21 protein-coding genes are annotated in these 23190 nt (G+C 66.2%); 14 read left to right on the top strand and 7 right to left on the bottom strand.

The window, feature by feature from the left end; translation table 11 throughout:
* Positions 1–119 precede the first annotated feature (119 nt).
* Entirely contained in the window at positions 120–647 is a 528-nt protein-coding gene (locus tag ACSQ12_RS06225) for a metallopeptidase family protein (protein ID WP_209746550.1), read from the top strand.
* Between the two features lie 6 nt (positions 648–653).
* Here the strand turns inward: ACSQ12_RS06225 and ACSQ12_RS06220 are convergent, their stop codons facing one another.
* The 3 genes from ACSQ12_RS06220 to ACSQ12_RS06210 are packed head-to-tail and all read right to left on the bottom strand — an operon-like array spanning position 654 to position 6302.
* Positions 654–2396: a DUF5719 family protein gene (locus tag ACSQ12_RS06220; protein WP_436064741.1), complete on the bottom strand. Its 1743-nt coding sequence runs from the start codon at positions 2394–2396 to the stop codon at positions 654–656.
* Complete coding sequence (locus ACSQ12_RS06215) at positions 2389–5727, bottom strand: glycosyltransferase (RefSeq protein WP_436064740.1); 3339 nt, start codon at positions 5725–5727, stop codon at positions 2389–2391. The genes ACSQ12_RS06220 and ACSQ12_RS06215 overlap by 8 nt, the downstream gene beginning before the upstream one ends.
* A gap of 29 nt (positions 5728–5756) precedes the next feature.
* Complete coding sequence (locus tag ACSQ12_RS06210; RefSeq protein ID WP_436064739.1) at positions 5757–6302, bottom strand: WhiB family transcriptional regulator; 546 nt, start codon at positions 6300–6302, stop codon at positions 5757–5759.
* A 405-nt stretch (positions 6303–6707) separates the two neighbouring features.
* Here ACSQ12_RS06210 and ACSQ12_RS06205 point away from each other — a divergent pair, with 405 nt between their 5' ends.
* The gene (locus tag ACSQ12_RS06205; protein ID WP_436064738.1) at positions 6708–7412 is read left to right on the top strand and encodes a TIGR03089 family protein; all 705 of its coding nucleotides are present in this window, start codon (positions 6708–6710) and stop codon (positions 7410–7412) included.
* Between the two features lie 12 nt (positions 7413–7424).
* On the opposite strand, the gene ACSQ12_RS06200 is transcribed toward ACSQ12_RS06205, so the two are convergent.
* Complete coding sequence (locus tag ACSQ12_RS06200; RefSeq protein ID WP_209746560.1) at positions 7425–8012, bottom strand: GtrA family protein; 588 nt, start codon at positions 8010–8012, stop codon at positions 7425–7427.
* A gap of 231 nt (positions 8013–8243) precedes the next feature.
* Between ACSQ12_RS06200 and ACSQ12_RS06195 the strand changes: the two genes are divergently transcribed.
* The 5 genes from ACSQ12_RS06195 (at position 8244) to ACSQ12_RS06175 (ending at position 13894) form a co-directional block, all read left to right on the top strand.
* A complete protein-coding gene (locus tag ACSQ12_RS06195) occupies positions 8244–9392 on the top strand; it encodes a 5-(carboxyamino)imidazole ribonucleotide synthase (protein WP_436066947.1) in 1149 nt (382 codons plus the stop codon).
* The gene (gene purE / locus ACSQ12_RS06190; RefSeq protein WP_209746564.1) at positions 9389–9979 is read left to right on the top strand and encodes a 5-(carboxyamino)imidazole ribonucleotide mutase; all 591 of its coding nucleotides are present in this window, start codon (positions 9389–9391) and stop codon (positions 9977–9979) included. The genes ACSQ12_RS06195 and purE overlap by 4 nt, the downstream gene beginning before the upstream one ends.
* Positions 9980–9989: 10 nt before the next feature.
* Positions 9990–11630 (top strand): LCP family protein, encoded by a 1641-nt coding sequence (locus ACSQ12_RS06185; RefSeq protein ID WP_436064737.1) that lies wholly within the window; start codon positions 9990–9992, stop codon positions 11628–11630.
* A gap of 61 nt (positions 11631–11691) precedes the next feature.
* The gene (gene manA, locus ACSQ12_RS06180) at positions 11692–12942 is read left to right on the top strand and encodes a mannose-6-phosphate isomerase, class I (protein ID WP_436064736.1); all 1251 of its coding nucleotides are present in this window, start codon (positions 11692–11694) and stop codon (positions 12940–12942) included.
* Between the two features lie 4 nt (positions 12943–12946).
* A complete protein-coding gene (locus ACSQ12_RS06175; protein ID WP_209746570.1) occupies positions 12947–13894 on the top strand; it encodes a lipid II:glycine glycyltransferase FemX in 948 nt (315 codons plus the stop codon).
* A 137-nt stretch (positions 13895–14031) separates the two neighbouring features.
* Here the strand turns inward: ACSQ12_RS06175 and glpX are convergent, their stop codons facing one another.
* On the bottom strand, positions 14032–15054 hold the full coding sequence (glpX, locus tag ACSQ12_RS06170; RefSeq protein ID WP_175417425.1) for a class II fructose-bisphosphatase: 1023 nt from the start codon (positions 15052–15054) through the stop codon (positions 14032–14034).
* A 194-nt stretch (positions 15055–15248) separates the two neighbouring features.
* On the opposite strand from glpX, the gene ACSQ12_RS06165 reads away from it, so the two are divergent.
* From ACSQ12_RS06165 to ACSQ12_RS06145, 5 genes are all read left to right on the top strand, one after another.
* Complete coding sequence (locus tag ACSQ12_RS06165; RefSeq protein ID WP_436064735.1) at positions 15249–15956, top strand: DUF4245 domain-containing protein; 708 nt, start codon at positions 15249–15251, stop codon at positions 15954–15956.
* Positions 15957–15965: 9 nt separating this feature from the next.
* Positions 15966–16580 (top strand): carbonic anhydrase, encoded by a 615-nt coding sequence (locus tag ACSQ12_RS06160; RefSeq protein ID WP_209746574.1) that lies wholly within the window; start codon positions 15966–15968, stop codon positions 16578–16580.
* Positions 16581–16665: 85 nt separating this feature from the next.
* Entirely contained in the window at positions 16666–18087 is a 1422-nt protein-coding gene (locus ACSQ12_RS06155) for a class II fumarate hydratase (RefSeq protein ID WP_436064734.1), read from the top strand.
* A 114-nt stretch (positions 18088–18201) separates the two neighbouring features.
* Entirely contained in the window at positions 18202–18867 is a 666-nt protein-coding gene (locus ACSQ12_RS06150; RefSeq protein ID WP_436064733.1) for a TetR family transcriptional regulator, read from the top strand.
* The gene (locus tag ACSQ12_RS06145; protein WP_436064732.1) at positions 18864–20480 is read left to right on the top strand and encodes an MDR family MFS transporter; all 1617 of its coding nucleotides are present in this window, start codon (positions 18864–18866) and stop codon (positions 20478–20480) included. Before ACSQ12_RS06150 ends, ACSQ12_RS06145 begins: the two co-directional genes overlap by 4 nt.
* Positions 20481–20487: 7 nt before the next feature.
* Here the strand turns inward: ACSQ12_RS06145 and ACSQ12_RS06140 are convergent, their stop codons facing one another.
* Positions 20488–20958, bottom strand: a complete 471-nt coding sequence (locus ACSQ12_RS06140; protein WP_209746582.1) for an NUDIX hydrolase — start codon at positions 20956–20958, stop codon at positions 20488–20490.
* A 63-nt stretch (positions 20959–21021) separates the two neighbouring features.
* Positions 21022–21582 (bottom strand): prepilin peptidase, encoded by a 561-nt coding sequence (locus tag ACSQ12_RS06135; protein WP_209746584.1) that lies wholly within the window; start codon positions 21580–21582, stop codon positions 21022–21024.
* Positions 21583–21640: 58 nt separating this feature from the next.
* Here ACSQ12_RS06135 and ACSQ12_RS06130 point away from each other — a divergent pair, with 58 nt between their 5' ends.
* Positions 21641–22471, top strand: a complete 831-nt coding sequence (locus ACSQ12_RS06130; RefSeq protein WP_436064731.1) for a hypothetical protein — start codon at positions 21641–21643, stop codon at positions 22469–22471.
* Between the two features lie 36 nt (positions 22472–22507).
* Positions 22508–23152 carry a GNAT family N-acetyltransferase gene (locus ACSQ12_RS06125; RefSeq protein ID WP_436064730.1) on the top strand — a complete coding sequence of 215 codons (645 nt, stop codon included), beginning with the start codon at positions 22508–22510 and terminating at the stop codon, positions 23150–23152.
* The last annotated feature ends 38 nt before the right edge of the window (positions 23153–23190 follow it).

The following is a 23190-nucleotide window of genomic DNA, read 5'->3' as shown; positions in this document are numbered from 1 at the left end:
CGCCGCGGCGCCGTGCATTCCGGCCCGCTGTGTTCGGCGGTGTCGGGGAACGCACGGATGCCCCGTGTGGCGTTGCCCGTTATGTCGCGTATTTCAGGCGGCGGGTTTAGAGTCAATATATGCAGCAATCGCACCACGTTCCGGGTTTTACGGTCCGGTTGGCTGACCCGGGAGCCGGCCAGCCGGCGGACAACGCCGCGCCGTCAGTGGCGGTCCGCGGGAAGAGCTTCAGGCAGCGCCGCAGGAACCGCCATGGCCGCGGCCTGCGCGGTGAATTGATGCTGCCCACGCTGCCCGGTTACCGCACCCGTTCCGACCGCTTCGACGAGATGGTCATGGACTCCGCCCAGCGCCTCCATGACATCTGGGGAAAGCCCTTGGACGGTGTCAGGTTTGCTGTCGACGAGATCCCGCAGGGCCTGGAGCAACTGGTTGCGGACCGGTCCCCTGCGCCCATGGGCCTGTACGAGCCCGCCACCGCCGGCGAAGGTCCCGTGATCACCCTCTACCGCCGTGTCATCGAGAACGCCTGCTCCAGCCGCGAAGAACTCCAGGACCTGGTGCATGACGTCGTGGTGGAGCGGACCGCCGAAATGCTCGGGGTTGCACCCGAGACACTGGACCCCGTGTACCGGCGCCGCTACTAGCCGGTGCTAGTAGCCCAGTTTCACGGCGACCTGCTCCTGTCCGGCGGCCCCCGGGGCAACCGCCACCGTGGCGATGTCCGCGCGACCGTTCTGTTCCAGGAGCACCGTGCCGTAGGCGGCGTCGCCGGAGGCTGACACTACGTACCCGAGCACCTCAGCATCGTCCACTTCCCCCGGCACCTTGATAACCGTCGTCGTTCCGCCCGCAATGTCCGCGGTGGCGGCCGCGCGTACCTTGCCGTCGGCCGTAATGGGCGTGTAGGTGATCTTGGCCCGGTCCTCGGGTGCACCGAAGACCAGATACCGTTCCCCACCGCGCGGTACGGTGACCACGTGCTGGCTGCCGAGCCTGGCTGACGCTGCCGACCACGCGAAGTCCGTGGCACTGTCCGATTTAAGGCCGCGGGCAAGCCGCGCAGCAGCGGCGAAGGACACATCGGAACTGGCTGCGACCGTGTACTGGCCGGCCGGTACTCCGGCCAGCGAAACCTCGGTTACGGACCCGCCTTTGGCTGTCACGACTCCGCCGCCTGGCAGTGCCTTTTGGCCGTCACGTCCATACAGCTTGATTTCCACCACGGCATCGGCCGGGCCGGGAACAGCGATCTGGAGGGCCGCTGAGGCATCCGCAAACCCCTGTTTGGCGGTGAGAGCCTTCGCTGATGCGGGATCCTGGATGTCCAGGCCGGACATCACCTGACGGGTTGCGGGTGCCGCGCCGGGCACGATGAAGTCCACACCGCCGGGGGTGAGCCCCCGAAGGACACTCTGCTGGATGACTGCGGTGACCGGACCGCCCGCACTGCGCGCATGGATGCTGAGCTTTTCCTGGTCCGGAGCAAGCCCGGCCAGCACGATGGACCGGGTGGTTCCCGGCGCAACCAGGAGTCCCCTGCTGCCGGGCGCCTGGATCTGGCCCTGCGCGCCGTACAGCTCCAGGCTGACGGTGGCCGGGGTGCTGGAAGCATTGCTGAGGTTGAGGACCGCTGTCCGTCCCAGCGACGTGTTCGCCCCCACCAGCCACAGGTCGTTTGCCGGCTGCTGGCAGCCTGCAGCCGCCGAGCCCTGGAGGTCGCCGTCCGTGGCGGTATAGCTCATGACCGCGCCCGCGGTGGCCTGCTGGTTACCCACTGCGTCCGCGCTCAGGACGCTGACGGAATCCACCGTGCGCTGCGAAACGACGCCTGCGAGCAGCGCGGGAGGGGCAGCCGACGTGGTGGGGGTGCCGGGATCCTTGGCAATTTCGGTCAGGGGATTTCCGTTGAGCTCCGCGAGCCTGCTGCCGGGCAGGGCACCGGAATTGGTGCTCAGCACGGCAGCATTGACCAGGCTCTTGGCCGTGGCCGATTCCGGGCTGAATTGAGGGTCGGTGCCGATGGCGGTGCCCTCCAGCAAGCGGGCCGGGCCGGGGCAGATCCCCACGTTGCTGCCCGCAGGGACTGCAGCCAGCGGCGCTTCAAGCGGGCGGCTGCCTGCGCTTTGGGGGGCCATTGACGCTGCCGCGACCAAGCTGCCGGCGGCGGCCACGATGATCACGGCTGAGGCCATCCCGGCGACCGTTCCGCGGACGGATAGTCCGCGCCCGTTGAGGCTTTTCAGGCTGCAGGCAGCGGGAGTTCCGTTCGCCGTCCCGCCCGCTGCGCCGGAGCCGTCCGCCGCATCGGTCGCATCGGTCGCATCGGTCGCATCCGCCGCGGAGTTTACGTCTCCAGGTGCCTGCGGCACGTCGTCGTTCGCGTCCTTATGCATGCTGATGTTCCTTACGCAGGGAGCCTTCATCCCGGGAGAGGCCGGTGTTCGGCCGGCGGGCGGGCATGGGGATTGCGAGTAGGACGGTGAGTCCGATCACCGTTGCCTGCACGACAGCGGACCACACTGCCCACGGGTTGTCGTACCGGATGGTGAGCTGGCCGCCCTGGGCGGGGAGGGTGAACGCCTGGGACCAGCCGGACGTTGTGGACGTCAGCCGCCGGCCGTCCATCCACGCAGTCCATCCTGGATCGGAACGTTCGGCGAGAACCACGAGCCTGCCTTCCGGCCCTTCCGGGACAGCGGCATCAACATTTTCCAGGTCCGATGGCAAGAGCCCGATGGCAGCGCCGGCGCCGTCCACGATGCGCACCCGGTGCGCAACGTCGGCGGCGTCGATGACAGGCTGGTTGAGCGGGCTGATCCGCCAGAGCCAGCCGACGTTTGTCTGCCCCACCGCCACCAGTCCGGGCACGGCATCCATGCGGCTCGCCGTCAGCTGCGCTGCAGTATCCGAGGCCCTCAGGACAACGAATCCTGCGCCAAGGCGTTCCAGCTCAGGCCTCGGGTCCACGCCCTGGCCCGCGACCACTGTGGCAACGACGCTGCGCAGTGCCGCCGTGACGGCGTCGTCATCCCTGACCGTTTCCTTGCCGGGTTCGCCCATGATGTTGCGGGCGGCCGCAATGGTGGACAGTCCGTCGAGGGTAGTCCCGGCACCCCTCACGATCGAGGCGTCGAAGCTTCCGTCATCCGCTGTGTCGATGACCAGGGTACGGGTCTGCTCGGGCCCCTGGCCGCGGTCGATGGCCGTGGCCGGCAGGGTCCGCGCGGCCGTGGGAGCGATCTGCCGCGGGGTTCCCAGGGGTGCGGTGCCCGGAGGGGTCGTGCCCGCCGCCGGTGCTGCCCCGGATGCGGACTGCAGCAGATTTCCGGCTGCCCAGGTGGTCAATCCGGCCACGGGCCCGGCAAGGAGCAGCACCATCGCAAGGACGGACAGGGCCTGGAGGACGATCCGGCGGACGGGTGGGGCTTCGGCCGCCTTCTCAGAGAAGCAGAGCAGGCCGTCGGCACCGATCAGGGCGGCGCCCAGCAGCAGGAAGCCGGACGCGGACACAACCGGTCCGGTGAAGGGGGTGACGAGGGTGTCAGCGCCGGCACCGCTGGCCACGTGGCTGGCGAGCCAGCCGCCCGCAAGGATGATCAGGGCGGCAACCCACAAAGCGCGGGCCACGCGGGTGCGCATTCCCGGGACGAACAGTGCCGCCGTTGCAAGTGCGAGGACAGGGAACCCGATCAGCAGTGCAAGGAGCAGCGCCCACGGCACGGCAGACCCGTCGAAGAGCGGAAGGCCGGCCAAACCGCCGTCGGCATCGAAATACAGCGGCTGTCCCAGAACCTGCTGCCACAACGGCGCGCCGTCAAAACCGAGCGGCACGCCGGGGTCCGCGAGCAGCGCCCGGGGGCGCTCAAGAACGGAAATACCGAACGGAATGAAGAGCGCGGCGCTCGGCAGCAGCGCCCACCATACGGTGCGGCCGCGCCTGCGCAGCAGGATCCCGGCCAGGACAACCACGACGGCGGACGGAAGCAGTAAGGACGGAGCGGACGCTGCCACGACAGCCAGCGCCAGGCCGGCAGCAGCTGCGGCAGTCCAGGAAGGCGTGCCGTTGACGCCCGGCTTGGCCGGAGGCTTTTCCAGGAAGCGCCGGTCCCCCGGTTCGGGAACCGCGAAGCGTCCCCGGCCGCGGGCGGTGCCGGTGGCACGCAGCAGTGCCACCACCAGCAAAGGCACCATGATGTGCGCAACCAGGGCACCAAGGCGCCCCTGGTTCAGTGCAACCTGCAGGGCGGGCGCCCCGCCCCACACGACGGCTGCCACGAGGCGGAACCGGCGCCGCGTGGTCAGGGCTCCTGCCGCAAACCACGCAGCGAGAGCGGAGAGCGGCATGGCAAGGAGCAGCAGCCACGCCAGGGCGCTGTTCGCATCGCCACCGCCGGCGAGGCCAAGGATCCACAGCAGAAGGGCGAACGGGTCGCCGTGGCCGGGCAGTCCGGCACCGAGTCCGATCCACCAGCTGGTGGCGTGGTGCCAGATGTCCGATATCTTCGACGAGACCGGGATCAGGGCGCCGCCGGAGACGGCTTCGGCGCGGAATAGTCCGGAGAGCCCAATCAGCGAAGCCGCCGCTGTGAGAATTACCGCCAGAAGGGCGCCGTTGCCCACCCAGCCGCGTTCCGAAGTGGTCAGGGCGGCAAAGTCATCAGTGGAATCACCGCTGGGCTGTTCGGCCAGCGGATCCGTCCGGGCCGAATCCCCGCCCGGGTCGTCGGAGCCCAGGGCTTCAATAAGGGAACGCCGGTGGGCCCAGACCTCGCGGCGCGGCGTCTGCAGTCCCTTGATCACCGAGCGGCGGATCCGTCGCGTTCTGGCCGCGTCGCGGCGTCCGCGGATCACGGCCCCCGGCCGCCCCAGTGCAACGAACGTCGCCATGAGTTGGGAAAATCCGTGACCGGGATCCTTAACGGCAATGCTGAGGACGAGCTTGAACAAGCTCCCCAGCAGCGCCCCTGCCGCATGCAGCGGCACCTTCCACCACACTGTGTGCTTGAGGCGCAGGTAGACCTGGGCTTTCCGGGCGGCACTTGCACTTCCCAGCGCATGCGGCCGGTGCGAAACGTGGAACATCCGGGCCGTGGGCACCACTACTACGCGGTGCCCGGCCAGGCGGTTGCGCCAGCAGAAGTCCACATCGTCACCGGTGCCCGGAAGGGCGGAGTCAAATCCGCCCAGTTCCTCCCAGACGTCCCGCCGCACCAGCATGCCGGCGGAGTTGACCGCGAAGGTATCGCTGCGGCCGTCGTACTGCCCCTGGTCGAGTTCGTCCGCCTCAATGAGGGTGAGCCGTTCAGCCCAGCGGCTGGTGGAAAGCCCGACGTCGATCAGCCGGCGCCTGGCGTCCCAGTCCAGCTGTTTGCACCCCGCCACCGTCACCGACGGCGCACGCTCCACGGCATGGAGCAGTTCGGCAAGCGCCTCCGGCGCGGGAGCGGCGTCGTCGTGCAGCAGCCAGATCCACTCGGCGTCGTTACGGGAGTCCGCGTTCCGGGGCGCCAGGTTCGCCAGGGCGGCCTTGACCGCCTCCCCCATCCCGGTCCGTCCCTGCTGGAAGGTGGTGACATTGGCCTCGCCGAACGCCTGGTCAAGCAAGGCCAGGGAATTGTCCCGCGAGCCGGTGTCCACGCCAATAGACGCATCCACCGGACGGGTTTGCTGTGACAATGCCGCCAAGGTCCTGGGAAGATAGTCACCGCCGTTGTGGGCGACCACAACGGCGGTGACATGTACTACTTGAAGAATTAGACTGCTCGCTTCCTCAGCCGACGGCGCTCGCGCTCGGAGAGGCCTCCCCAAATGCCAAAGCGTTCGTCGTTCGACAGCGCGTATTCCAGGCACTGAGAGCGTACGTTGCAGGCGCCGCAGACTTTCTTGGCGTCACGGGTGGAGCCCCCCTTTTCAGGGAAGAATGCCTCCGGATCCGTCTGGGCGCACAAAGCGTCCGTCTGCCATCCGAGTTCGCCTTCGTCGTCGAAGTTCTGCTCGAAAGGAAGCCCGATCCAGACCGGCTGCGCGGTGGTTTCCGAATGGAGGGTCCGCAATTCCATTGGAGGATCGTGGAGATCATTGTCCTGGTCCGGGTTGCCCGCCAGAAGGGCTTCGTGCGCCGCAAGGAAGGCCGTGGCCTGGTCCTGCAGTAAATCGCTGGTGCTTTGGTTGTACCGCTCGGCGGCATCCGGGTCGGCCGGATCTACATACCAATCGCTTGGTACGCCGCGTGAGCGGTACTTTGCCGACGCCTGTCCGGCGACGACTGCATCTTCCTGGATACGCTCAACTTGCCCCATTTGTGGCGTCCCTCCTGAATTGCTGCCCGTGGCTGAATACGTGGACACTCGGTTGTGTGGCCTGCATTTTGCGCTTGGCGTTCGATAACTAATTACACGTGTGTAAGTAGTCGGGAGTCAAGCGGCAGCCGGGATAATAATCAACTCTGGACGGAATCCGCCGCCACGCCACGCCCGTGATTTTTGGCCGGCTCGCCGCCATCACGGGAATTTTGACAGCATACTGACTAGTTTCCTGTGAATTTTCCGGGAATTCCGGGGAATCCGCCTGCAACTGTGATTTTCGCCAACAAAGTTAGCAAAAACCAACGTGGCGCAGATCACATGGCCCTGCGGGCTGTCCCCGGCCCCCGCGGCCCCGCCTGGCACCTCCCGCCCCGGCGGGCACCGTGGCAAGATGTTGGCATGAACATCCCGGCGATCGACCTGATGACTGCCCTGCGGTCCGGCCACTCCACCTCACCGCGACTGACCTGGTACGGACCGGACGCCGAGCGGGTGGAACTGTCCGGCCGCGTCCTGGACAACTGGGTCGCAAAGACGAGCAACCTGCTGCAGGACGAACTTGACGCCGAGCCCGGGATGCGGCTGCGGCTGGACCTTCCGGCGCACTGGAAGTCCATGGTCCTGGCCCTCGCCGCCTGGCAGCTCGGTATGGAAGTTGTCCTTGACTCCGCCGGCGCCGACCTCCTCGCCACCGAGTCACCGGACGCCGGGCAGGAGCACGGCGCGTACGACGCCGTCATCGCGGTGCCGTTGCCGGCATTGGCCATGCGCTGGCCCGGGGAGCTGCCGCCCGGCGTCGTCGATTTCGCCGCCGAAGTGCGTTCGCACGGCGACGTCTTTATGGCGCACGAAGATCCGGAAGGTTCCAACCGGGCCGTCGTGTCGTCGGCCGGCACCCTGCATCCGCACTCAGACCTGCTGGAAGGGTTCGCTGCCGCCCACGACGCGGGAGTGAGGTTACTGGTCCGGGCCGGCGACGGGCTGGAAGCTGCCCTCGCCCAGTCGCTGGGTGCCTGGCATAGCGGTGGGTCCGTCGTGCTGGTCCACCCTGACGTCACAGTGACGGACAAGCTCCTCAGCGACGAACGGGTCCAGGGAGGGTAGTCCCCGCCCGGCCTAGCTGCTGCGGGTCGGACCGGGAAGGTCGGTATCCTCCACCTGGTCCGGCGCCTCGGTGGCTGGAACCCGTACCGGGCGCTGGTTCTGGTGGTGGTGGTGCAATTCCATGATTTCGTGGTCGTGCGAGAAAGCCGGCTCTTCGTCGAGTTCCTTGTTGAAAACGAGGAACCTGTAAGCGAAAAAGCGCACCACGGTGGCTACGAGGATGCCGGCCACGCCCGCCAGAAACAGCATGTTCTTGTCCGTGATGCCGAAGGAATACTTGGCCAGGGCCGTGAACCCGGTCGAAATGCCGATGCCGATGCCGTTGATCAGGATGAACATGAAGAACTCGCGGATCACGTTGTCCTGGCGGCGGTGGCGGAAGGTCCAGAACCGGTTCGCGATCCAGGAGAAAATCGTGGCAATCGTGGCGCCGACGAACCGGGCCTTGGCCTCGCTGTCCGTCATGGGGCCGTGCATCAGGTAGTAGGTCAGGCCGTTATCGATAACGAAGGCGACACCGCCAACGGCGCCGAACTTGGCCACCTCGCGCCAGAAAAGCGAGGCGAGTCCGCGCAAACGTTCTGCAAGTGTGTAAAACATGACCCTCCATGGCCGACTGAAATTTCAGGCCACAGGGCCGAGAACCTATTTTAGCCCGCAAAGCTGGGAGCCGCCCCGCCGGGCCGGGAGCGCGGTCTCCTGCGGCGCCGCTATGACGCAAAATTCCCGGTTGAAACAGTGGTGAAGCCCGGAACACCGCTGCTCTTCTGTAGGCTGGCTCTTGTGACTTTTCCAGTAATAGGCGTAGTTGGCGGCGGCCAGCTAGCCCGCATGATGGCCCCCGCCGCAACGGCCCTGGGCTTTGAACTCCGTGTCCTGGCCGAAGGCGAGGACGTTTCCGCGGTTTCCGCAGTGCCGACGTCGCCGGTGGGCGACTATAAGGACCTTGACGCCCTCCTCGAGTTCTCCCGAGGGCTCGACGTCATGACCTTTGACCATGAGCACGTCCCCAACGACCACCTGCGGGCCCTGCAGGAGGCCGGCGTCAACGTCCAGCCCGGACCGGACGCCCTGGTCCACGCGCAGGACAAACTGGTGATGCGTGCAGCGATCGACCGGCTTGAGCTGCCCAACCCGGCCTGGGCTTCCGTTGCCGACGTCGAGGCCCTGGTTGCTTTCGGTGAGAAGACCGGCTGGCCCGTGGTGCTGAAGACGCCCCGCGGCGGTTACGACGGCAAAGGCGTCCGCATGGTCGGATCGGCCGACGAAGCCGCCGACACCGCCGACTGGTTTGCGGCCATGACCCCGCTGCTGGCCGAGGCCAAGGTGGAGTTCAGCCGCGAACTGTCCGCACTCGTCGCGAGGACTCCTGACGGCGAATCCCGGGCCTGGCCCGTGGTCCACACCATCCAGGTGGGCGGTGTCTGCGACGAAGTGATCGCCCCGGCCCAGGACATTCCGCTTGAGGTCGCCGCGGCCGCCGAAGACGCCGCAATCCGGATCGCCAACGAACTTGGAGTCACCGGCGTCATGGCCGTGGAGCTCTTTGAAACCCCCGGCGTCGGGTCAGGCTTCCTGATCAATGAGCTCGCAATGCGCCCGCACAACACCGGCCACTGGACCCAGGACGGATCGGTCACGAGCCAGTTCGAACAGCACCTGCGTGCCGTGCTGAACCTCCCGCTCGGAGCGACCGACGCGCTGGGACAGATTGTTGTGATGAAGAACTTCCTTGGCGGCGACAACCAGGACCTGTTCTCGGCGTATCCGCTGGCCATGGCCAGCGAGCCGGCAGCGAAGATCCACTGCTACGGCAAGGCCGTCAGGCCCGGCAGGAAGATCGGCCACGTCAACCTGGTGGGGGCAGCAGCTTCCGATGTCGACTCCGTCCGGCAGCGCGCCACCACCGTAGCCAACATCATCAGGGACGGCCGCGCTCCGGCCCGACCAGCACCAGGGAACTCCGAGGAGACCGTATGAGCACGCCCGCATCGATCCGCCCGGCGGACACGGACAACGCCGCTCCCCTCGTGGGCCTGGTGATGGGCTCGGACTCCGACTGGCCCGTCATGGAAGCCGCGGCAGAGGCCCTTGCCGAGTTCGGCATCCCGTTCGAGGCCGATGTGGTCTCAGCCCACCGCATGCCCACCGAAATGATCCGCTACGGCCAGACGGCCCACGAGCGCGGACTCCGCGTCATCATCGCCGGAGCCGGCGGCGCGGCACACTTGCCCGGCATGCTTGCGTCCGTGACGCCGCTGCCGGTCATCGGCGTCCCCGTCCCGCTCAAGACGCTCGACGGCATGGACTCGCTGCTGTCCATCGTCCAGATGCCCGCCGGCGTTCCCGTGGCCACAGTGTCGATCGCAGGGGCACGCAACGCCGGCCTGCTGGCCGTCCGGATGCTGGCATCCGGAACGGACGACCTCGCGGTCCGCCTGCGCGGTGACCTGATTGAGTTCGCGCAGGAGCTCAATGACGTCGCCACCCGCAAGGGCGCGGCCCTGCGGCACAAAGTCAGCGAAGTGTTCTCCGACGGCAACGTCGTTCTCCGGGGCAGCCGTTAGGAATCAGTAGATGACCACCAGCCACTCCCGCCCCCAGGTGCCGCAACAGGCCCTGACGGACCCCGTCCGCAACCCGGCGAACGCTCCGGCGCCCGTCAGGACCAAACGCGCGTTTGTCCTCCTGCTGCTGACCCTGTTCGTGCCGGGCAGTGCCCAGATCGTGGCCGGCGACCGGAAACTGGGAAGGATCGCGCTCCGGGTGACCCTCGCTGTCTGGGGACTGGCGATTGCGGGACTGGTGCTGCTGCTGGTGAACCGCACCCTCCTGATCGGGATCCTCACCAACACGGTGGCCTCACTCCTGATCATCATCATCCTCATTGCCCTCGCACTGGGCTGGGCCGCGCTGTTCGTCAACACCCTCAGGCTGATCCGGCCGGTCCTGCTGGCCCCCGGAATGAGGCCGGTCGTCGGCGTCACACTGGTCCTGGCGATGCTGCTCAGCAGCGGGACACTGGGCTACGCCGCGTACGTGCTGAACGTGAGCCGGAACGCGATCGGCAGCATCTTCTCGGCGGGCCCCGCAATCGACCCCGTGGACGGCCGCTACAACTTCCTGATGATGGGCGGCGACGCCGGCGACGACCGCACGGGCCGGCGCCCGGACAGCCTCTCCGTCCTCAGCGTCGACGCCAAGACCGGCCAGACAGCCATCATCTCCGTGCCGCGCAACCTGCAGAACGCACAGTTCAGCGAGGGGTCCCCCATGCGGCAGATCTATCCGGACGGTTACGACTGCGGCAACGAGTGCCTCATCAATGCGATCAACACCGAAGTGACCAACGAGCACGCGGACCTTTACCCCGGCGTCGCCGATCCCGGGGCCCAGGCAACCCTCGAGGCTGTCTCGGGTACGCTCGGCATCACCGTCCAGGCCTATGTCCTGGTGGACATGGACGGATTCGCCAAGCTCATCGACGCCATGGGCGGCATCAAGATCAAGGCCGGAGGCTGGGTGCCGCTGAGCGGCGACATGGTGGACGAGGCCAACGGCATCCACGGAATGCCCCTCGGCTGGATCCCGGCCGGTGAACAGCACCTCAACGGCTACCACGCCCTTTGGTACGGCCGCTCCCGGGAATTCGTTGATGACTACGCACGCATCCAGCGTCAGCAATGCGTCCAGCAGGCCATGCTGAAGCAGCTGGACCCGGCAACGCTCCTCGCCAAGTTCGAGGACATCGCCAACGCGGGCACCAAGGTGGTTGACTCCAACATTTCCGCGAGCCAGCTCGGCAGCTTCGTGGACCTGGCCATGAAAGCCAAAGGCAAGGAAGTCAGCCGGCTGACCATTGGACCGCCGGACTTCGACGCCTCGTTCTCCACGGTGCCGGACTTCAACCAGATCCACGACAGGGTTGACCAGCTGCTGGCCGCGCAGTCCGAGTCGGCCGGAGCCGCCGGTAATCCCGCCGGGGAGGACACCATCGTGCAGGCCGGCACGGCCGCTGGCCCCCTCATGGCGGCCGCACCGGCGGCACCCCTGACCCAGCCGGCGCCCTCGCCGTCGTCGTCGGACTTCACGCCGGTGACCACCACCCCCGACGGCGAGCCCATCACGGAAGAGATGCTCAACCAGTTCAAGCGTGAGGGCAACGAGCAGGCGATCCGCGACCTTGTGGCCACGAACGGCCAATGCCGCCCGTTGTAGGCGCCCCCTGCCCGACCGCCTGACGCCGTAACTGCTGCAATGAGATAAAGGACACCTGGCTGTGTACGAAATTGAGAATGTCCTCCGGCCCTACGCCTGGGGCTCCACCACGGCCATTGCCGGCCTGCTCGGCAGGCAGGCCTCCGGTGGGCCGGAAGCGGAGCTGTGGGTCGGCGCCCACCCGGACTCGCCGTCCGTGGCAGCAGCGGCCGACGGCGGTCCGCTGGCTTTGGATGCGCTGATCAGTTCCGACCCCGGCCACCACCTGGGCAGTGCCAGCGTGGCCGAGTTCGGGCCCCGGCTGCCTTTTCTCCTCAAGGTGCTTGCCGCGGAGAGCCCGCTGTCCCTTCAGGTCCATCCGACGCTGGAACAGGCGCGGGCGGGCTTCGCCCGCGAGCAGGCTGCCGGCGTCGACCGTTCCGCTGCGGAGCGGAACTATAAGGATGACAACCACAAGCCGGAGATGATCTTCGCGCTGACGCCGTTCGAGGCGCTCTGCGGCTTCCGGCCGGCTGCGTCCACGCGCGCCCTCTTCGAGCATCTGGCCGCGTCGATGCACGGGATGTCCTTGGATGTCCCCCACGTGTTCCTCGACGTCGTGGCGGACCTGTCTGCCCCGGCGGAGCACGACGCCCTGAAAGCCGCGTTCACCCGGCTCATCGGAGGAGGCCATGCCGTCTCGCACGCGGTACGTGAGCTGGTCGCAGCGCTCAAGGCCGGGTTGCCGATGTCCCCCTACCAGACCGAACTGTCCACGGTGGTCAGCCTGCACGGCCATTACCCCGGCGACCCCGGAGTGCTCATCTCCTTGCTGCTGAACAGGATCTCGCTGGCCCCCGGGGAGGCCGTCTACCTGCCGGCGGGAAACGTCCACGCCTACCTGCACGGGCTGGGCATCGAGGTCATGGCCTCCTCGGACAACGTGCTCCGCGGCGGGCTGACGCCCAAGTTCGTGGACGTCCCCGAGCTGTTGGCCACCGTCGAGTTCGAGTCGGTGGGAGTGCCGATGCTGCCGGCAGAGACGTCCGAGCTGGGCCAGGAACTCTACCGGCCGCCGTTCCGTGAATTCCAGCTGCAGCGGATCGAGCTGGAGCCCGACGGCGGGCCTGTCCCGCTGGCGCAGTCCGGCGCGGCAGTGATTATCGTGGTCTCCGGTTCCGTCCTGCTGGACTCCCCCAAAGGCGATCTCCATCTTGACCGCGGCGCGAGTGCCTTCCTCCCCGCCGCTGAGGCTCCGGTCAACGTGCATCCGGCGGCCGGTTCCTCCGGGACTGCCGTTGCCTTTGCCGTGACCACCGCGCTGGGGGCCTGATCCGATGGAGTACTTCCTGCAGACCCCGCAGTGGGCCGATTTCCAGCGCTCCCTGGGCCGCACGGTACACGAACAGTCCGGCCCCGGCTGGAGCTTCCTGGCCGTGGAAGAGAAGAATCCGGCGGGCAAGGTCCTTTACGCGCCGTACGGTCCCGTGGCGGAGTCCCTGGAAGCATTCGACGCCGCCCTGGCCGCCCTTGTGGCACTGGCCCGCACCTGCGGCGCAGCGTTTGTCCGGATCGAGCCGGCCAGCGCCGGATTCGACACCGCCGAGTCGCAGTCCGTGCTGCGAAGCCGTGGACTGCGGCCCGCCCCCGTCAACCAGCAGCCGGAACTGAGTTGGATCGTGGATCTGGACCGTGATTTCAAGGATGTTCTCGCCGCCATGAAACCGGTGAACCGGAACCTCTACCGGAACATTCACAAAAAGGACGTGACTTTCCGGGCGTCGCAGGATCCCGACGACGTCCGCATCCTGTTGAATTTCCTGCACATGACAGCCAAGAGGAGCGGGTTCAAGCCGCAAAGCGATGAGTACCTCAGCCAGGTGGCGCGGTCCCTCATGCCTGCGGGTGCGGCCACCCTGTTCATCGCCGAACGCCACGGCGGCCCCATTGCCGCGGCGCTGGCCTACGACTCTGCCGATACCCGTACCTACGCCCACGCGGCCCTTGACGACTCGCACCGCAAGCTGAGTGCGGGCATACCGTTGCTGGTGACCCTCATGGCGGATGCCAAGGAGAAGGGCCTGAAGCATGTGGACCTGTGGGGCGTTGCCCCGGAGGACCAGCCGAACCACAAGTGGGCCGGGTTCACGGCGTTCAAGAAGTCGTTCGGCGGGCGCGAAATCGCTTATCCGGGCACCTGGGACCTGCCCGTGAAAAAGGTCCGCTATGGCGCCTACCAGCTCGCCCGGAAAGCCCGCGAAAAGCTCCGCGCCCTCCGCAGCTGAGCCGAGCCCCCCCTACCCTTGAGACGCACGCCGTCGAACTTTGTGTTAACGCCAACGGGCAGCTTACGACCCCAAATCTTGGATTTGAGGGCATGTGCTGCCCGTTCGCGCTGAATAAAGCGGGTAACCCGGAGCGACTAGCTCTTGCGGGCGTAGCCTTCCCACTTGCTGGCCTGGTGCTCGCCGTCCACAAAGCGGATGGTGCCGGACTTGGACCGCATAACGATCGACTGGGTCAGGACCTTGTCCTTGGAGTAGCGCACGCCCTTGAGCAGGTCGCCGTCGGTGATGCCCGTGGCCGCGAAGTAGCAGTTGTCGCTGGAGACCAGGTCGTTGGTGGAAAGCACCCGCTCGAGGTCGTGCCCGGCGTCGATGGCCTTCTGCTTCTCGTCGTCACTGGTGGGCCAGAGGCGGCCCTGGATGACGCCGCCGAGGGACTTGATGGCGCACGCGGCGACGATGCCTTCCGGCGTGCCGCCAATGCCCATGAGCGCGTCAACGCCGGTGCCGGAGCGGGCGGCAGCGATAGCGCCGGCGACGTCGCCGTCCATGATGAACTTGGTCCGGGCGCCTGCTTCGCGGATTTCCTCCACGAGGGGACGGTGGCGGTCCCGGTCCAGGATCATGACGTTCAGCTGGTTGACCTTCACGCCCTTCGCCTTGGCGATTAAGTGCAGGTTCTGCTTGACCGGCAGTCGCAGGTCAACCATGTCCGCGGCTTCCGGACCCGTGACGAGCTTCTCCATGTAGAACACGGCGGAGGGGTCGAACATGGAGCCGCGTTCTGCGACGGCGAGGACGGCGAGGGCGTTGTTGATGCCCAGTGCGGTCAGGCGGGTTCCGTCAATGGGGTCGACGGCGACATCGCACTCGGGACCCGTGCCGTCACCGACGTGCTCGCCATTGAAAAGCATGGGAGCTTCGTCCTTCTCGCCTTCGCCGATTACCACAACACCGTTGAAGTGGACTGTCTGCAGGAAGGAACGCATGGCGTCAACTGCTGCGCCGTCAGCCTTGTTCTTGTCGCCGAAGCCAACCCAGTGGCCGCCGGCAATAGCCGCGGCTTCGGTGACGCGGACAAGTTCCAGGGCAAGGTTACGGTCCGGTTCGTCAATGCCTACGGCAAGCGACGGCGAAATCGTGGAGTACTGCTGGGTCATAGGCGCTGGTGACACGTGAACCTCTTCTTCGAGTGGCGATCATTGAACCCGTACGGCCGGTCTGAGTCCGTCACGGTGATTCCTCTGCTACTGATCATAGTCGCGGCAGCATCAGAAGGTCATGGGATGACCACCCCGTGAAACACGGCGTTTCCTCACCGGCTGCACGGCAGGAATGTGAGAACGGCATTCACATGCGCGACTATAGAAGCGTGAGCGAAACGCAGGACAAGTCCACCCCCAAGAACCAGACGGCCGGCACGGGCTCCCCCGCCAGCTCCGAGGGCGCACCGGATGCACCGGTGGTTAAGCCCGTTATCCGCGCGGCTGCGGCGAAAAGGGCCAACGCGTCGGTCATCGGGATGATCATCGCGCTGCTGGTCAGTGTCGCTGCGTTTCTTCCCATCGTCTTGATGAACCCCTCGCCGAAGTCAGACGGCTACCGGCCGAACGTCAATGTGAGTGCGGTAGCGCAAAACGCCACCGGTGTGGCGGGATTCACACCGGTGACACCCGAGACCGGCGACACATTCAGTCCGAATTACGCCCGCTGGGAGTCCGGGACCGGCAGCGGCGTGCCAACGTGGGAGGTCGGATACCTCACGCCGAAGGAGTCATTCATCGGTTTGGTCCAGACCGCCCGGGCGAACCCGACATGGCTGCTCCAACAGACCAGGAACGCCCCCGTGACCGGAAGCCGCAATGCCGGCGGCCTGGACTGGGAACTCCGCGACACAGGCAAGGGCGAGCGGAGCATGGTCCTCGCCCACAAAGGCACCACCGTTGTGTTGACCGGGACCGCCCAACTTGACGAGTTCGCCGCGCTGGCGGACGCCGTCGTGAAGTCACTGGAAAGTAATCCGGCCGCAACGGTTTCACCCTCACCCACTCCTTCGCCGTAAAGTGGCCCCGTGGCTACTTACTTGACTCCAGCTCTGGCATGGCGGCGACTGCGCGAAGGAAACGAGCGTTTTGTCGCCGGAGAATCTTCGCACCCCAACCAGGACGCTTCACGCCGGTCCTCGCTTGTGGAAAACCAGCACCCGTTCGCCGTGATCTTCGGCTGCTCGGACTCGCGCCTCGCCGCTGAAATTATCTTCGACCTCGGCCTGGGCGACGCGTTTGTTGTCCGTACGGCCGGCCAGGTCATCGACGACGCAGTACTCGGCTCGCTGGAGTACAGCATCGGTGTGCTGGGCGTGCCGCTGATTGTGGTCCTGGGCCATGACAGCTGCGGCGCGGTCAGCGCCACGAAGGACGCCGTTGAGACGGGCCAAATGCCCGTGGGCTTCATCCGCGACCTCGTCGAGCGGATCACGCCGTCAGTGCTGACCTCCCTGCGCAACAACGAAACCGAAGTCAACGACATGGTGGTTGAGCATGTGAAGCAGACTTCACAACGGCTCGTGGACAGCTCACGTGTGATTTCGAACGCCATCGAAACCGGACGCGCAGCTGTGATCGGCCTCTCCTACAGCCTGAAAGAGGGCAAGGCCGACCTTGTTTCGGGGATCGGCGAACTTTAAATCCCCGGCCAACGGGCGGTGGCCGGGGCTGACTCAAGCGCTTCACGGTTTTAGCCCCGACCGCCAATCGCCCTAAGCTAGCCCCATGACTTCCACTGAAGAATTCCGCATTGAACATGACACGATGGGCGAAGTCCGCGTCCCCGTGAACGCCCTGTACCGTGCCCAGACGCAGCGTGCAGTTGAAAACTTCCCCATTTCCGGCAAAACCCTGGAACGCGCCCACATCGAAGCCCTCGCCCGGGTGAAGAAGGCTGCCGCCCAGGCCAACGCAGAACTTGGAGTGCTCGACGGCGAGCTGGCCAAGGCGATCGCGGATGCCGCCGATGAGGTTGCTGCCGGGAAGTACGACGGCGACTTCCCGATCGACGTCTTCCAGACCGGCTCCGGCACGTCCTCCAACATGAACACCAACGAGGTCATCGCAGAGCTCGCCTCCCGTGCCCTCAAGGCCGCCGGCAGCGACAAGATTGTCCACCCGAACGACCACGTCAACGCCTCGCAGTCCTCCAACGATGTCTTCCCCACGTCCGTCCACGTGGCTGCCACGTCGGCGCTGATCAACGATCTCATCCCGGCCCTCGGCTACCTGGCCGATTCACTGGACCGCAAGTCCGTCGAGTTCAAGGACGTCGTGAAGTCCGGCCGGACGCACCTCATGGATGCCACCCCGGTGACCCTGGGCCAGGAGTTCGGCGGTTACGCCGCACAGGTCCGGTACGGCATTGAACGCATCAACGCCTCGCTCCCCCGCGTGGCTGAAGTTCCCCTCGGCGGCACCGCCGTGGGCACCGGCATCAACACGCCGGCAGGCTTCCCGGAGCGCGTCATCGAACTGCTCGCCACCGACACCGGCCTGCCCCTGACCGAAGCACGCGACCACTTCGAAGCCCAGGCCAACCGCGACGGCCTCATCGAAGCCTCCAGCCAGCTGCGCAACATCGCGATCTCCTTCATGAAGATCAACAACGACCTCCGCTGGATGGGCTCCGGCCCCAACACCGGCCTCGGCGAAATCGCCATCCCGGACCTGCAGCCCGGTTCCTCGATCATGCCGGGCAAGGTCAACCCCGTCATCTGCGAGGCATCCATCATGGTTTGCGCCCAGGTCATCGGCAACGACACCGCCATCGCCTGGTCCGGAACCAACGGCGCCTTCGAACTGAACGTCGGCATCCCCGTCATGGCCGCCAACCTGCTCGAGTCCGTGCGCCTGCTGGCCAACACCAGCCGCGTCATGGCCGACAAGATGATCGACGGCATCACGGCCAACGTCGAGCGCGCCCGCTTCCTCGCCGAGGCTTCGCCCTCCATCGTCACCCCGCTGAACAAGTTCATCGGCTACGAGAATGCAGCCAAGATCGCCAAGAAGGCAGTGGCTGAAGGTTTGACCATCCGCGAGACCGTCGTCGCCATGGGTTTCCTGGAGCGCGGCGAGCTGACCGAAGAGCAGCTGGATACCGCCCTCGACGTGATGTCGATGACGCGGCCGCCGCACAAGGCCTAGGTCCCTAAAAAGTACGACGGCGGCCGCCCACCTTCCCAGCGAAGGCGGGCGGCCGCCGTCGTTCTTTATCGCCGTAATTTGCACTAATTTATGTTGAGTGCAAATATGTACTATATGAACGAAAGTGCAGTTACTGAGGGGGGTCTGAGGGAGCGTAAGCGGGCCGCCACCCGGGCGGCGATCACCGCCACGGCCCGGAAGTTGACCGCCGCACACGGCCTGAACGGGTACACGGTGGATGAAGTCTGCAGCGAAGCGGGCATTTCGCGCCGTACGTTCTTCAACTACTTCCCGGCCAAAGAGGATGCCATCATCGGCCACGCGGACGACGAACTTCCCCACGAAGTCATCGACGAGTTCATCGCCGGCGGCCAGTCATCACCGCCAGGCATCATCTCCCCCACACTCCTACAGGACCTGGCCACCCTTTCCTTGAGGCTGTCCGAGAACATGGCCGCTTCCGAGGAGGACACCCGCCAGCTGATCGGCGTCATCAAGAAGGAGCCCCAGCTAATCCTGCGGATCATCGGGGCCACCGAGCAGCGGGAGGCAGAGTTCGCCAAAGACGTCGCCCTCCGCGAAGGCGTTGCACCTGACCACCCAGTGGTCCAGATGGCCGTTGTCCTGCTGGGAAATATCGCCCGCAAGAGCAGTATGGTCTATTTTTCCGAGGGCAATACCCGCCCCTACCGGGAGCTGCTGCTGGAGAACATCTCCGCCGCCCGCCGGCTTTTTTCCCAGGAATTTCACGAACCCGCACCCGCAGAAGGACGCCCATGAGCACCGCCGTCACTCCCAAGCCGGCAGCCGAGCCGCTACTGCTGACCCAGAAACGCATCTGGATCATCTTTTCCGCACTCATCGCCGGCATGCTGCTCTCCAGCCTGGACCAGACCATCGTCTCCACCGCCATGCCCACCATCGTGGGGAAGCTCGGCGGGGTGGAACACCAGGCCTGGATCACCACCGCCTACCTGCTGGCCACCACCATCGTGATGCCCATCTACGGCAAGTTCGGCGACGTCCTCGGCCGCCGTAACCTGTTCCTCGTGGCCATCGCACTCTTCACCCTCGCCTCGGTGGGCTGCGCGTTCGCCACCGATTTCTGGGGCTTCGTGGTATTCCGAGCCGTCCAGGGCCTGGGCGGCGGCGGTCTGATGATCCTCTCGCAGGCCATCATCGCCGACATCGTCCCGGCCAAGGACCGCGGCAAGTATATGGGCCCGCTCGGGGCCATCTTCGGCCTCTCCGCCGTCGCCGGCCCGCTCCTGGGCGGCTACTTCGTGGACCACCTCACCTGGGAATGGGCCTTCTACATCAACATCCCGATCGGCGTCGCCGCCTTCGCCATCGCCTGGTTCACCCTGACCCTGCCGAACAAGAAGGCCGAGAAGCGGATCGACATCCTCGGCGTCTTGCTGCTCTCCGCAGCCACCACCTGCCTGATCTTCTTCACCGATTTCGGCGGCAAAAAGGACGAGGGCTGGGATTCGCCGCTGACCTGGGCGTTTGGCGCGGGCCTCCTTGTGGCCGCCGCCGCGTTTGTCATGGTGGAACGCCGTGCCGAGGACCCCATCATCCCGCTGGGGCTGTTCAAGAACCGGATCTTCGTGAACTCGACAGCCATCGGCTTCACGCTGGGGCTGGGCATGTTCGCTGCCATCGCTTTCGTTCCCACGTTCCTGCAGATGTCCTCCGGCACCTCCGCCGCCGAATCCGGCTTGCTGATGCTTCCGATGATGGTGGGCCTGATGGGCATGGCCATCTATTCGGGCATCCGGATCTCGAAGACCGGCAAGTACAAGATGTTCCCCATCGTGGGCGCCGCGCTCACCATGGGTGCCATGCTCTGGCTGACCACGCTGACGGCGGACACCCCCATCTGGGTGATCTGCGTCCAACTGTTCGTGTTCGGCGCCGGCCTGGGCTCCATCATGCAGGTCATCGTCCTGGTGGTTCAGAACTCCGTGCCCGCGGAGCAGATCGGTACGGCCACCAGCACGAACAACTACTTCCGCGAAGTGGGTGCTTCCTTGGGTGTGGCCGTGTTCGGCTCCATCTTCACCTCACGGCTGGCAGAGGCCCTGGCCAATGCTTTCACCGGGGCCGGGGCCTCAGCGGACCAGGCCGCGCAGTCGACCCGGACCCTGGACCCGCAGGCCCTGAGCCAGCTCCCGGAACAGCTCCGGGACGCCATTGTGAACGCCTATGCCGATTCGCTGGCGCCGGTGTTCTGGTACCTGCTGCCATTCCTGGGCATCGCGCTGATCCTCGCGCTGACGCTGAAGCAGATCCCGCTCTCGGACACCGCCGGAATGGTGGCCCGGGGCGAGGCTGTGGGCGGCGAAGAAGCGGAGCGCCTGGAGGCCGAGCGCCAGTCCGCCTCCGTCTAGGAGTTCGCTAGGGTTCGTAGTGGACGGCGTCCTCGGGCAGCAGCGCCCGTCGGATGCACTCGCGGTCCCCGGGCCGGAGTTCCGGAAGCCCGTCCAGGGGAAACCAGTCCACGGCCAGGGACTCGTCGTCGTTCACACGTGCTTCGCCGGAGACGTGGCGGCAACGGAACACAATGTCCAGGAAGTCGCATACATCGCCGTTGGGGAAAGTGACCGGCCCCACGACGCCGACTGAAACCATGCGTTCCGTTTCCGCCACGATCGCTGTCTCCTCGAAAATTTCCCGCACGAGTCCCGGGGCCGGATGCTCTCCCGGCTCCAGCATCCCCGAGATCAGCGCCCACCTGCCGTTGTCGGAGCGCTGGCCCAGCAGGACGTGGCCGTCGTCGTTGAAAACCACCCCTCGTACCGCGGGAATCCACAACGGATCATGGCCGATTTTTTCGCGGAGCTTGAGGATGAAGTCGGGTGCTGCCATACCTTCAGCCTAGCGGGATCCGGCGGCCGGATCCGTGCAGGTGCACCACGCCGATCCGTGCCGTCAGCCAGCAGGCAGGAGCAACATGGCCGCGGCCGTGCCTGCCAGCATAAACGGGCCGAAAGGGATGTCCGATTTGAGCGTGCCGCGGCGGGCAGCAAGCAGGCCCAGGCTCCACAGACCGCCCAGGAGGAATGCGGCGAAGGTCCCGGCGAACACGTGGCCCCAGCCGAGGTAACCGAGGTACAGACCCAGCACACCGGCGAGTTTCACGTCGCCGAATCCCATTCCCGGCGGATAAATCATGCGCAGGATGAAGTAGAAGAGCCATAGCACCGCTCCCCCGGCGAGGATGCGTACGCCCGGCAGTCCGAAGAGCCGGGCGGCGCCGTCGGGCACTGCCTCGGCGTCCGCGCCCGCTACCAGGACGGTGGCAACCGCCGCCAGCAGGAGCACTCCGCCCACTGCGTAGGACGGGAACACAATCCTGTTCGGCAGCAGGTGGTGCCTGACGTCGATGACCGTGAGCCGCACGGCCATCACGCCGAAGTAGGCGCAGGCCGCCAGCACCAGCCAGAAGGCCAGCGGGGTGGATTCCCAAAGTTCGCCCAGTCGTTGGATCACCCTCGGATGCTACTGGATTTTCCCGCTCCGCTGTTGAGCCCGCGCGTAAACTGTGGATATGTCGACATGGGACGCGAGGCGCCAGGGGGAAGCCGGTCAGCGGAACAAGCCGGCGGACATGGCCATGACGTTCCGGAACCTGTGCCGATCCTCGCCTTGGAAGTGGCAGAGCCTTCGTTTCGAGTATGTGGACCGGCCCTCGGCGGATCTTCCAAACCGGGACTCCAGCACGGATGCCGAAAACCCGGACCCCGACAACACAGTGCAAGCCTGGCTGCGGCGGCCCGGCGCCCTCCGGCTGGAATCCGCTGCCGGTGTGGTGCTGCATAGCACCACCGGCATCAATGACTCCAAAGACGGCTTCTACGTCAGCTCCACCCGGAAGTCGTGGCTCCTGCCTCCGCAACTGGTCACCCCTGTGTACGACGACGGCGGACTGGTCCGCCGTCGCCCGGAGGCCGCCTACGGCGAGCCCTGTTTCGGAAACGGCCGCTTTGCCGCAGCGCTGGATCCGGTGGAACTGGCCGGCAACTCCCCCGTGCCTATCGAATTCCCGGACACCAATGCCGTCGACCTCGGCCCCATTCTCTCTGTTGACCATCAGGGCCGCCCTGCGCTGGAAGCCGTCGTGATCCCCAACGCCGCCTACCGCCCCTCGGACCCCGGAGCGCCGCTGTGCCGGCCCGGGCGGAACCTGATAAGGATCGACGTCGGAACCGGAGTCTGCGTCTCAAGCCGCTCGCTGGAGAATGAATCGAGGGGTTCCGGCCACTGGCTCCGGATCCTGGCAGTTGACGACTACATGCTCGATGATCTGTTCGTGGCCGAATCCATGAACTTGACCGACGTCCGCCGCCACATCACCTGGGACATCTCCCGAGGCGTGTGACTGGCAGCCCACCGGTGCTCCGGTTAGGCTTCGCTGATGACTGAGCCTGCCTCCTACTGGCCCCCGTTCGCCCTCACGCTGGCCACGCCCCGCCTCACCCTCCGTCCCATCCGCGACGAAGAGATTCCGGCGGCGGTACAGGCGGCCCTGAGCGGCGTCCACGAACCCGGCCAGAGCCCTTTCAGCCGGCCCTGGGCAGAGTCCCCGGCAGAGGAGCTCGGACCCAATATGGCGCAGTGGTACTGGCGGTGCCGGGGGAACATGTCGCCACAGGAGTGGACTCTTCTTCTCGGCATCTGGCACGACGGCGGGTTCATCGGCTGCCAGGACATCGAGGCCAAGGATTTCGCGACGCTCAGGACGGTCTCCACCGGTTCCTGGCTCACGAAATCGGCACAGGGCAAGGGCTTTGGCAAGGAGATGCGGGCCGCCGTCGTCAGCTATGCCTTCGACCACCTAAAAGCGGAAGTGGCCGAATCCGAGGCTGCGGCGTGGAATGAGAAGTCCCTCGGGGTTTCCCGCGCCCTCGGTTACGAGCTGAACGGCGTCACCCGGGCCTCGTGGGGCGGCAAGACGGAGGACGTCCAGAAGGTCCGAGTCACCCCGGCCACCTTCAAACGCCCCGACTGGACGCTGAAGGTGGAGGGCCACGGACCCACGGCCAAGTTCCTGGGGCTCTGAGGCGGAACCAGCTACAGCGATTCCGCCTCCCCGACGGG

Origin of the sequence: Arthrobacter sp. LjRoot14, from assembly GCF_964253905.1 — a bacterium.
In the GTDB taxonomy this organism is placed as follows: Bacteria; Actinomycetota; Actinomycetes; order Actinomycetales; family Micrococcaceae; genus Arthrobacter.
This window is presented reverse-complemented; position numbering and strand designations above follow the sequence as displayed.